This window comes from Candidatus Hydrogenedentota bacterium (assembly GCA_016791475.1).
Classification (GTDB): Bacteria; Hydrogenedentota; Hydrogenedentia; order Hydrogenedentales; family JAEUWI01; genus JAEUWI01.
In genome coordinates, this window is record JAEUWI010000013.1 from 1 (window position 1) to 10,928 (window position 10,928).

Annotated in this window: 8 protein-coding genes; 6 read left to right on the top strand and 2 right to left on the bottom strand. The window is 60.8% G+C overall.

The window, feature by feature from the left end:
* Positions 1-418: hypothetical protein (locus JNK74_08825; protein ID MBL7646275.1), on the top strand; the 418-nt coding region annotated here is incomplete at its 5' end.
* Positions 419-552: 134 nt separating this feature from the next.
* Here JNK74_08825 and JNK74_08830 read toward each other — a convergent pair.
* Both JNK74_08830 and JNK74_08835 read right to left on the bottom strand, forming a co-directional pair.
* On the bottom strand, positions 553-1,473 hold the full coding sequence (locus JNK74_08830; GenBank protein ID MBL7646276.1) for a sugar ABC transporter permease: 921 nt from the start codon (positions 1,471-1,473) through the stop codon (positions 553-555).
* Positions 1,470-2,840, bottom strand: a complete 1,371-nt coding sequence (locus JNK74_08835; protein ID MBL7646277.1) for an extracellular solute-binding protein — start codon at positions 2,838-2,840, stop codon at positions 1,470-1,472. Before JNK74_08835 ends, JNK74_08830 begins: the two co-directional genes overlap by 4 nt.
* Before the next feature lie 339 nt (positions 2,841-3,179).
* Between JNK74_08835 and JNK74_08840 the strand changes: the two genes are divergently transcribed.
* The 5 genes from JNK74_08840 (at position 3,180) to JNK74_08860 (ending at position 10,861) form a co-directional block, all read left to right on the top strand.
* Positions 3,180-4,412 (top strand): ATP-binding protein, encoded by a 1,233-nt coding sequence (locus JNK74_08840; protein ID MBL7646278.1) that lies wholly within the window; start codon positions 3,180-3,182, stop codon positions 4,410-4,412.
* 161 nt (positions 4,413-4,573) lie between these two features.
* Entirely contained in the window at positions 4,574-5,653 is a 1,080-nt protein-coding gene (locus JNK74_08845) for a DUF559 domain-containing protein (protein MBL7646279.1), read from the top strand.
* A gap of 3 nt (positions 5,654-5,656) precedes the next feature.
* On the top strand, positions 5,657-6,295 hold the full coding sequence (locus JNK74_08850; GenBank protein ID MBL7646280.1) for a hypothetical protein: 639 nt from the start codon (positions 5,657-5,659) through the stop codon (positions 6,293-6,295).
* Between the two features lie 5 nt (positions 6,296-6,300).
* The gene (locus tag JNK74_08855; protein ID MBL7646281.1) at positions 6,301-9,552 is read left to right on the top strand and encodes a DUF87 domain-containing protein; all 3,252 of its coding nucleotides are present in this window, start codon (positions 6,301-6,303) and stop codon (positions 9,550-9,552) included.
* Positions 9,553-9,643: 91 nt separating this feature from the next.
* On the top strand, positions 9,644-10,861 hold the full coding sequence (locus JNK74_08860; GenBank protein MBL7646282.1) for a hypothetical protein: 1,218 nt from the start codon (positions 9,644-9,646) through the stop codon (positions 10,859-10,861).
* Positions 10,862-10,928: the final 67 nt, after the last annotated feature.

Genomic DNA, 10,928 nt, shown 5'->3' on the forward strand with positions numbered 1-10,928 from the left:
GATAAACCGTGAGAAGACCCGCGTGGTTAACCTCAAAGGAGAAGGAACGGCGGTGGACTTTCTCGGGTATACCTTCCGGTATGACCGGGACCTGAACGGCGGGAGTCATAGGTATTTGAACATGGCCCCTTCCAAAGGTGCGCTGGAACGTGAGCGGGAAAACATACGCAAGCTCATCAACACCAGTCAGAGTCACACACCACTACCAGACCTCATCCATCGGGTCAACCTCCAGCTCAAGGGCTGGAAGCAATACTACAGCGTGGGTTACCCTGCCAAGGCATATCGAGATATCAACGCCTACACGAGGGAACGGCTGAGGCGGCACCTGAACAGGCGCAGCCAAAGACCATGGAGACCGCCGCAAGGCATGACCTACTACGAAGCCTTCCACCACATGGGACTCGGCAAGCTATGACAAATTGGAAAGTAACACGAATGCCCAAGGCGAGAGCACAGAGGAAAGCCGGATGCGGGAAATCTGCACGTCCGGTTTGACGAGGGGGTGGGGCTACGGCCCCACCCTACTCTACTGGTTCAACCTCTTCACCATCAATACTCAATGCGTTCCTTGCGCGACCACGTCAAACTGAACGCCGACGCGCCGAGCACAATCAAAAACAACAGTACCGCCACCGCCGACGCGTAGCCCATGTCGAACTCGGTGAAGACCTTCTGGTAGAGCAGCGTGGCGAGCACGTGGGACTCGCGAGTGGGGATCTCGTTTTCCATCACCCAGACGGGGTCGAAATACTTCATCATGCTGATGATCATGAAGACCGCCGCGACCACGAGGATCTCCCGCATGAGCGGCAGGGTGATGTGGAAAAACCGCTGGCGATGGTTGGCGCCTTCCAGCCGCGCAGCCTCGTAGTAACTCTGGGGGATGCCGCCCATGGCCGCCAGGAAGAGCACCATGTAGAAGCCCGTGGCGCTCCACACGATCATGGGGATGATGGAAAGCATCAGGTGTTTCGACTGAAGAAAAGGATAGGGCAGATCAATGCCGGGGAAGGACAGGCCCACCGCCAACGCCGCATCGCGCACTTGCACAAGCATGGCGTTGATCACGCCAAAGTCCGTCGTGCTGTACAGCAGGATCCAAAGCAGCGCGATGGCCACCATGGCGATGACATTCGGAAAAAAGAATACGATGCGGAAGAGCCCCGCGCCATGAACGCGCTGACTCAACACCGAAGCGAAGAAGAGCGCCAGCGCGATGGTAAGGCCGCCCGCGATGGAGAAAAGCATCAGGTTGTGCCCCAGCGCCGTGAGGAAGATGGTGTCGTCGCGCAGGAGCCGGGTGAAATTCGCCAGGCCCACCCAGCGGGGCTCGCCGAGGCCGTCCCACTTCTGGAGGCTGTACAGCAGCGCCCGCACCGCGGGAAGAAACACGAACGCCGTGAAGAGCAGAAACGCTGGCGCGAGAAACACCGCAATGAATCGTCGCTCTTCCTTTCCGCGCAGGCTCATGACGGCTCTCCGAAGGCGATGGGGTCATAGAGCACGGGCGCCGGAAGGATGGCGTCGGGCTCGGCCTTCGCCGCCATCACACCCGCTTCCAGCATCTGGCAGTATTCCTCCGGTGTGACTTCGCCCGCCAACAGCTTTGCCGTCGCGGGCTGCATCACCTGCACGCGCCAGGGAAGCAGCAGGCTCTCCAGCCGGATCTGAAAGATGCCCTGGGCCGGTTCGATCATGTCCAGCGCGGACTGGAGCGGGGGCGTCACGGCCTCGCGCGGCGTGGCCCCTTTCATCGCGGAAATCACCCCGATGCTCCGGCCCATGTCCGGCGCCCGTTCCGGCGACACGAGATAGCGGAGGAATTCCAGCGTGGCTTCCGGGTGGCGGACCGTGCTGCTCATGTAGACATATTCCCAGCCCGCGCCGTTGAAGAGCATGGGATTCCCCTTGCCGCCCTCCACCGCCGGCACGTTGAAGCAGCGCATCTCGAAACTGGGCGGGGTGCTCTCTTTCATTTCGTTGGAAAGCCACAGGCCGCAAAAGATCATGGCTGCCTGACCGTTGATAAACTGGAGCTGGCTCTCCGTGTGGGTCATGGCCAGTGCGCCCTTCTGAAAATACTCGGCGCTCATCTTCTGCAACATTCCCGCCGCCCGCACCACGTCCGGGTGGGTCAGTGCGCCCGGTTCCAGCGCGTTGATGCGGTTGATCGCGACAAGCCCGCCGCAGCGGTGGATCAAGGTCTGAAGCGTCCACCACGCATAGATGGGATATTTCCCCTGAAAGGCCAGCGGCGCGATGCCCGCCGCTTTGATAGATTCGCACAGCGCCTCAAATTCCGCCCACGTCTTCGGGGGCGCCCAGCCATGCTCGCGAAAAAGTCGCGCGTCGTACCAGCACGTGTAGGCGCCAAAGGCCGAGGGGATGGCGTAGACCTGGCCATCGCTGGTGTAGGTGTTCAGCGTGCCCGGGATGAACCGTTCGCGCCAGGGCCGATCATCGCCCGGCAGGGGCTTGTCCAGGGCCTCGTTCAGCGGCGCAAGCTTGCCCGCCGCCACCAGCCGCCAGATCGGCAGGTGATTCATGATCATGAGGTCCGGTGGATCACCCCGCAGCAGACGCGGCTTCACCTTCTCGATAACCCGGGGGTCGCCCCAGAGATTTACGTGGATTCCCTGCGCCCCGTTGGCCTCATTAAACTGCCCGGCAATCTTCTGGTGCCAGTCAATGCCATAGCCCCCCTCAAAGACCGCCATTTCCACCGGCGACGTGATACTCGGGTCGGTGGAATTGCGCACGATGGCGTCGCAGCCGCTGAACAGTGCCGTGAGGGAAAGCGCGGCGGCGGTGAAGCGGTATGTGGGGTGGATGGTCATTGGAGGATTGTAACGGCGCGGGGCGCGCCGCGCAAGCAGGCGAGCTCAGGTTATGGTGTTGTTGAGTGAGGCAGAAGTGTTGATGGTCATTGTGGGGTGTCTTGGCTCGCGTTTCCAGTGACAATGGATGAGACTTTGTGATTTGATGCTGTGGTTGTGCTTGCACAATATATTGACATCTGGTTGGAGTGGATACGACAAGTGGTGTTTTGCATCTGGAATTCTTGTTGCCATGTGGTGACAAATTAACCATTGAATGGTTAATTTGTCACAATATAAAGGCTGTTAATGCGTGAAATATAATTGACAAATTAACCACGGTGTGGCTAAAATTACACCATGCTACAGCGAAATTTACTACCCATGCTCCAGGAAGCCATGGAAGATACCCCCGTCATCCTCCTCAACGGAGCACGCCAGACCGGCAAGAGCACGCTCATCCAGGCCTGCACGCAGGCACTGTCCGAAGCGTCCTACTTGACCACGGACGACGCGACGATTCTCGCGGGAGCCCAGCACGATCCGGCTGGATTTCTATCGACGTATGGGGGCACGGTGATTATCGACGAGGTCCAGCGCGCCCCGGCGCTCTTTCCGGCCATCAAACTGCTGGTCGACCGCGACCGGAGGCCGGGTCGCTTCCTGCTCACAGGTTCGGCGAACGTGCTGCTTCTGCCCCAAATCAGTGAGTCCCTGGCGGGGCGGATGGAAGTGATGACCCTGTGGCCCTTTTCGGCGGGTGAGCTGGCGGGGCAAACCGAAGGCTTTCTTTCGGCCCTCTTCGGTCCCGAGCCGCAGTTTAAGGCCGGGAAAGCCCTGGACCGCGCGGCATACCTCCAGAAAATCGTCGAGGGGGGCTACCCCGAGGCGCTCTACCGCAAATCGGCGCGCCGACGCGATGCGTGGTACGGGGCCTACATCACCACGATCCTCCAGCGCGATGTGCGCGACCTGGCCAACATCGAGCAACTCTCCAGCCTGCCGCGCCTCCTTCAATTGCTGGCGAGCCGGTCCATGGGCCTCGCGAACTATTCCGAAATCTCTCGCGCGCTGCAAATGCCCCTCTCCACGCTAAAGCGATACATGGCGCTCCTGGAAATGACCTATCTCGTCCAGCCCGTGCTCCCGTGGTCCACCAACCTGGGCAAACGACTGGTGAAATCCCCCAAGCTGATGCTCTGCGATACCGGACTCATGGCCTACTTGCTCGGCATCGACGGCACGGGCAAAATCCCCGATATCGCCCTTGGTGCGCTGGTGGAGAACTATGTGGCCCTGGAATTGCGAAAGCAGATGAGCTGGTACACGGGCCGCCTGGAACTGTTTCACTTCCGCGAGCGGACGGGCATCGAAGTGGACTTCATTCTCGAAACGCCCCAAGGGCAGGTCGCAGCGATTGAGGTAAAGGCGTCGGGAAGCGTGGGGACGAAGGACTTCAAGCACCTGGAATTCCTGCAAAAAGAGATGGGGTCGCGCTTTCAACACGGCGTGGTCTTCTACCTGGGCGAAAAACCGGTGCGATTCGGCGAGCGGCTCGTGGCGCTACCCCTGAGCTACCTCTGGGCGGCATAGATCGGGAAACGCTGAAAAAAACCGAGACGGAAAATGTGAACGACCAATCCAAACAACGGGCACCGGCGGTCCCGCACCCAATCGCCGCACACATCGCGGCAATTCCGCCGGGCCGTGTGCGAACCTTTTTTGCGCCAAACGTCGTGGACGCTTTGGCGCAAATGGACAGCGCGCCGGACTTTACAGAGCAAACACCGCTGGCGGCGGTTTCCTGGCCTATGGGGACGGATCTTGGCGCGGCCATCGATTTCCTGGTTCAGGCGCTTGCCGGGCTTGCCCTGGCCCGCTGGCCGGACTGGTACGGCGAGATCGAACCCTTTTCTCACCCGAATGCGGACGAAGGCACGAAAACAGATCAGGACACGCCGGTCATCGATCGCCTGGGAGCGGCCACGCCGACCTTGAACCGTGTCTGGGTGCGGCACGCAGTGCGCCGATGCCGCGCAGGTGCAAGGCCGACGCTTCGCCAATTCACGCCCGCCATACAGTTGCAACAGCTCACCCTGACCCTGGCGCAACCGGAACTGGTCCTGTTGCTGGCATTGGAAGTTGCCGACGCCATGCCTGAAGAACTGCACTGCTTCGCACGAGTCGCCGCATGGGTCGCCGGCGAGACGGGTCTGCGCGTCGCGGCCTTCGTGCCTGAGATGTACCGCTCGGCTTCGGAACTCGACCCGATCTCCTACTGCGCGATAAACCTCGATCACCCGTCTCCACCGGACTATGCAACCGTCGCACCTCATGCTCTCAAATCCACCTCCTCCGCGCGGGTTTACGGAAAAAGTGCAACTGGTGATGAGATTCCACCCACTGTTGCGGGAAATGCAGCGCATCGGGGCCCGGCGAGTCTCCGGCGTGACGAACCTTTGCGGCTGGTTGTACCACCCATTCTGGGGCGACCGCACCCGGCCAGCCCCGGCGAGCAGCTTCTGGCGCTTTGGCTCGCGCGCGATACCGAGCTGGCGCCCCTCTTCGAGTATAACGTGCGTGTGGAAACCTCCAGCGGCATCTCGTTTATTGTCGACCTGCTCTGGCGCGAAGGTAAATTGACAGTTGAGGTGGACGGTTACGGGTGGCATAGTAGTCCCCATGCGTTCGCCGCCGACCGCCACCGGGACTACCGCTTGTTGTGCGATGGCTACCGTACCCTGCGCCTGCCCCACGACGAAGTAATGGACGATCCGGCGCTGCAATGCGAAAAGATTCGCGATGTGGTCCGTACTATCCGGAAGGAGAAATAAACGATGAGCGACGGTATCTCCCCGCTGCTTGTGCTGCTGATGTGGAATTTGCTTTTCACCGGCGACGAGCCCATGGTCTCCAAGGCGAAGCCCGGTGTGGACAAGAAGAAACTTGGGCCGCTGCTGAACGCGGGGCTGGTGGCGCTGGAGAAGCGTGGCCGCGCGAGCCACATCGTGCTGACGGACCGGGCCTGGCAATGGGCCGAGGAAAACCTGGACGCGCAATTCAGCACCACTCCCAGTGTTACTATCGCCTTGCGCGGACTCTTGCCCCGGTTAAAGCATTACCTGAAACAAACCGGCACCCCGCTGGCCGAATTGCTCGGAGCCGTGGAGGCGGCGGAACAGGCGCGCCCGGAATCCCCCGCGCCGGAACCGATCTCGATTGACGACGCTATCCGAGACGCCTACCTGGCGCTTTCGGGTGGACAATGGGAAACCCGTGTCCGCCTCGCGCCATTGCGGGAGAAACTGGCCGCCTTCACCAAGGAAGCACAGGATCAGGCGCTTCTACGCATGCAGGCTGACGGGCGGCTTGTACTGTATCGTCTGGATGATCCGCAAGATACCTTTGACGCGGATCGCGCGGCGGCCCTCTATATTGGAAACGATCCGCGCCATCTCGTCTACATGAAGGAGTGATGCAAATGGGGGAACTCGAAGCGCTGCGTCAGGTCGACTTTAACTGGGTGGTTCACCCTGACCTTGTATGGGACGATGAACTGCCCGACGCGCCCGGTCTGCACGGCAACATTTGCGACGATATCATCGACGCCGCGCGAAATCTGAAGGGCGCCCGACCGGCATTGGGTCGGCTGCTGCTGGGTCCCGCCGGCGCCGGAAAAACACATCTTCTGGCCATGCTTCGCAGGCGAGCTTCCCGCGAGGGCATGACCTTCGTCATGGCGGACTTGACCGATGTGCGCGATTTTTTCGAGACCTTGCTGCTCGGTTTTGTGGTATCCCTTCATCAGCCCGATGCCTCCGGGCATACCCAATTGCATTCGCTGTTCGTGCGCCTGATCGGCGCGCTGAGCTCGACGGTAGATCCGCAGGACTATGTAAATCGCCTGGCCGTCCAGAAACCGGAGGGTCTCTCTGCGGCAATCGCCGATATCCTCAGGAATCTCCAGGTTAGGGACGCGATTCACACCGCCAAGCACCGGGATGTGGTTCGCGCGACCGTACTCCTTCACGCCCGCAATTTCGAAGTGAACAGTGTCGGCTCCACGTGGCTCCAGGGATCGCAGATCGAGGACGACGCGAAGGCCCGCTTCGGCTTTTCCACCATCCGCCAGAAGCCTTCGGAGATCGTTCAGGGTTTATCCTGGCTTGCGTCGCTCTGCGGCCCAACAATTATTGCCATTGATCAGCTCGACCCCATCATCGCCTACAATCGCCAGGCGGCACGCGCGGAACGCGTGAGAGAAGAGGACGAATCGGTCGAACTCGCAAAAAAGATTCTCAATGACCTCTGCAATGGACTCGGCGGCCTCTACTCGACAACGCTGCGCACCGTGCCCGTGGTCACCTGCCTGGAAAGCAGCTTTGGCACCTTGCGGGAATTTGGACTCCAAAGCAATCTGGATCGTTTTGAGCCGCCCGAATCACTACCTCCCCTTGGCGACGTCGCCACCGCCAAGGCGATGATCCAACTCCGATTGGAGCGCGCCTATGCCGCTCAGAATTTCAACCCGCCTCATCCCACATGGCCCTTCGCGCCAACTTTCTTCGAAGGCGCCGTGGGACTTGCGCCGCGCGAATTGCTGAAGCGTTGCGATGGGCATCGAAGAGCCTGTAACGGCCGCGGCCGCGTGACGGAGTTGCGGGCCTTTACAGATTCGCTTGTTGAACCGTCCGGGACACCGGAGACAACGAAGTGGCCGGAATTGGATGAACGCTTTCAGGACTTGCGCGGCCGGGCGGACATCCCGTTTCTTCTCGAAGAGGGTTTCGAAGACGAACGCCTCGCCCGCCTGCTGGTAACAGCGGCGGCATGCCTCGTCAAAGAGGCCCCGCCCGACGACGCGCATGACGTCGTGGTGGACAGCGAGTTTCCGGGTAGAAACCGCATCATGCCGTTGCATGCCCGCATTCGCAAGATCGAGCTCGCCACGGGTGCCGAACAACATTTCTGCCTGCGCGCGATGGAAAAGACCCACGCCATCTCATTTCAGGCGCGGCTGCGCGCCGCCATGACCAGTTCCGGCATCGACCGAAAGTTGGGTTTTCGGCACTTGGTTCTATTTCGATCAAATCCCCTGCCCGGGGGCGAGGTAACCGCGAAGCGCCTCTCGGACTTCTACGAGAAGGGCGGCGTTCTCATGGCTCCAGAGCCAGACGAAATCGCCACACTCTGGGCGCTCCAGCAAATGTCCGCCGAGGCGCATGAGGCTTTCGATGGTTGGCTGATTGCACGGAAACCAGCGCATAACTTGCGCATGCTGAGAAGTGTCCGGCTCAATGGGGCCGCCGGGCTGGAGGCCCAGGGTGGAAGCGACGCGCCACCGGATTCGGGTACCCCTGCCGCCCCCCCACAGGCAACGGCGCCGTCTGGCAACGACAACGTGTCCGGAGCGAGTGACACGACCCATGCGACCGCCTCGCCACCCGCACCCCCGCCGCAACCCAAGCCCTCGATCGCCGGCGTAGCATTGCCGGTGGGCCGCCAGATCATCGGAGGCGAGCCACGGGGAGCCGAGCTTGGATTGCCACTGCTCGAACTGCGGAAACACACGGCGATTTTTGCAGGGGCCGGTTCGGGAAAGACCGTGCTGATTAAGCGCCTCGTCGAAGAGGCCGCACTCCTGGGCGTGCCCGCAATCGTCATAGACACCGCGAACGACCTCGCCCAGCTCGGCGATCCGTGGCCCGATGCACCGGAGAGCTTGCGGCCGGAAGAACGGGAGAAAGCGGAGCGATTCTTCGAGACGACAGAGACCGTCGTCTGGACGCCGGGCCTCGAAGGCGGCAATCCCTTGCGTCTGGAGCCATTGCCGGATTTCAGCGCACTATTGGGGGACGTCGACGCGCTGAATGATGCGCTGGCCATGGCGAGGGAAGCGCTGGCCGATATCGTCGCGCCGGGAAATCGAGAATCAACACGCAACAGGCTCGGCGTGCTTACCGCCGCGCTTCGCTTTTTTGCGGAGCAGGGCGGCGGGAACCTGGAGAATCTTGTCGAACTCCTGAATGACCTTCCGACCGGCGCCGACGCCAACATCAATGATGCGCGCAAGTACGCTTCGAAGATGGCCGATGCGCTGCGCAGCCAGCTCCAGATCGACCCGATGCTGGCCAGCGGGGGCGACGCGCTCGATCCGGCGGCCTTGTTCGGGCTGGACCCCGCACCGCGTCGAACGCGGATCTCGGTAATCAATTTCGTCGGCCTTCCGGCACTCGACCAGCAGCAGCAATTTCTGAATCGGCTGGCGATGACTCTCTTCTCGTGGATTAAGAAACATCCCGCCGACAGTGGCACGCTGCGCGGTCTGCTGGTGCTGGATGAGGCGAAGGATTTCATACCGGCCATGTCAAAATCTCCCTGCCGGGACAGCTTCATGCGTCTGGCGGCACAGGCCCGCAAATACGGCCTCGGGCTCATATTCGCCACGCAGGCGCCCAGGGAAATTCACAACAGTATCGTGACCAATTGTTCGACCAGCTTTTACGGCAAAGGCAACGCTCCCGCCGTGATCAATGCCATCAAAGAATTGTTGCAGAATAAAGGCGCGCCGGGAGATGACGTGGCGCGACTGGCTCAGGGACAATTTTACGTGCATAATGCCGATGTAACGCGGGCGCCGGTTAAGGTGGCCACGAATCTTTGTCTCTCCCATCACCGGGAGCCGCTGGCGCCACAGTTCATCACGGAACTTGCCCGGCGCTCGCGCCCATAGTACATCGCCCCCGGAAATTATATTTGTACAGCCAATTGTGGTCGTCTATCCCACAAGACCAAGCGCTGTTGCAGTCGAAAAAGGATCGGTCATGAAGAAATTACATTGGTTGCCCGGCTTTCTGTTCCTTGCTTGTTTCCAGGTATTCGCCCAGCCCTACACGCTCACCTACGACACCGACGGCACCATCCTCGTGAATGGAAAGCGCACGCTCATCGTCGGTAGTTACTATGCCGCGAAGTCGGATCGCCCCTATCAGGAGATGGCGGATGCGGGCTTTAATCTCGTGCGCGCGGGCTCTCCGGAGACGCTGGATCAGGCGAAGGCGGCGGGCGTGATGGCGTGGGCTTCCGTGGGCGCGCTGGACCTGGAAAAGCGCGCGGAGAGTGAAGCCGCGCTGATCGAGCGCGTGAAAGCGGTCAAGGATCACCCGGCCCTCGCCATCTTAGAAACCGTGGACGAGCCCGCGTGGGACTGGCTGAAAACGGGACAGCGCGTCCCGGCGCAGGTGTTTGCCGAGACCTATCCGGTCATCAAGCAGCTCGCACCGGACAAACTGCTGTATATGAACCACGCGCCCACCAATCTCGTCTCCACGATGAAGCCCTACAACGCGGGGACCGACATCGTAGCCTGCGACATTTACCCCGTGAACCCCGGCGGCATCCTGTCCATGTTCGCTCTTTTCCCCAACGGCCACCAAGGCGATCTGAACAACACCAGCATCAGCCAGGTGGGCGACTATGTGGACAAGATGCGGAAGGTGACCGGACCGGATCGTCCGCTCTTCATGGTGCTCCAGGCCTTTGCCTGGGAGAAGCTCGTGCAGGAGACGGAGGTGGTGGAGCAGCGCGAGGAGAAGATTCAGTACCCCACCTACAACGAGACGCGCTTCATGGCGTTTCAGTCCCTGATCAAGGGCGCGAACGGCATCATTTATTGGGGCAGCGATTTCACGCCCCAGCCCTCGGACGCGTGGGACAACATCAAGCGTGTCACGCGTGAAGTCGCGGATCTGAAGGACGCCCTCGTGGCGCCCGCACCCAAACTTGAAATAGAGCCGGTCTACGAAGAAATGGGCCATTCCGTGGACGACGGCGTGCAGCTCATGGTGCGCGATTTCGGCGGATACCGCTACGTCTTCACCTGCAATGCCGACGGCAACAAGTGCAAGGCCACGTTGTCGGGCCTGGGCGAGTGGAAGAAATGCACCGTGCTCAACGAGGACCGCGAAGTGCCCGTGACCGGCGGCGCCATCACCGACGAATGGCGGCGCTTTGCGGTGCACATTTATCGCTTGGAGAAGTAGTCGAGAGGAATGGGTCTTATGGGTCTTATGGGTCGTATGAACAAGTCGGTAGTGACTACTGTTTCAT